The sequence below is a fragment of the Anaerococcus lactolyticus ATCC 51172 genome, assembly GCF_000156575.1.
In the GTDB taxonomy this organism is placed as follows: Bacteria; Bacillota; Clostridia; order Tissierellales; family Peptoniphilaceae; genus Anaerococcus; species Anaerococcus lactolyticus.
Window position 1 is genome coordinate 1 of sequence record NZ_GG666198.1, and the last position, 234, is coordinate 234.

Consider the following 234-nt stretch of genomic DNA (forward strand, 5'->3'; position numbering starts at 1 on the left):
GTGCGTCCGTCGTTGCCGGCGATGAACGCACCCATGCCGCAGGAGAACATCTTGCCGAGCACCACCGCGACGGTGATCAGGGCGATCGGCCAGGCGTACTCGACGAGGATCTTCGGGTCGATCAGCAGGCCGATGGCGACGAAGAAGATCGCACTGAACATGTCACGGACCGGCTCGATCAATCGTTCGATCTGCACCAACTGGCGCGACTCGGCCATGATCGCGCCGATCAGG

Annotated in this window: 1 protein-coding gene; it reads right to left on the reverse strand. The window is 62.8% G+C overall.

Annotated features, from left to right (window positions below):
• The coding region (locus HMPREF0072_RS11745) for a cation:proton antiporter domain-containing protein (protein ID WP_211204259.1) at positions 1-234 on the reverse strand (234 nt) is incomplete at both ends.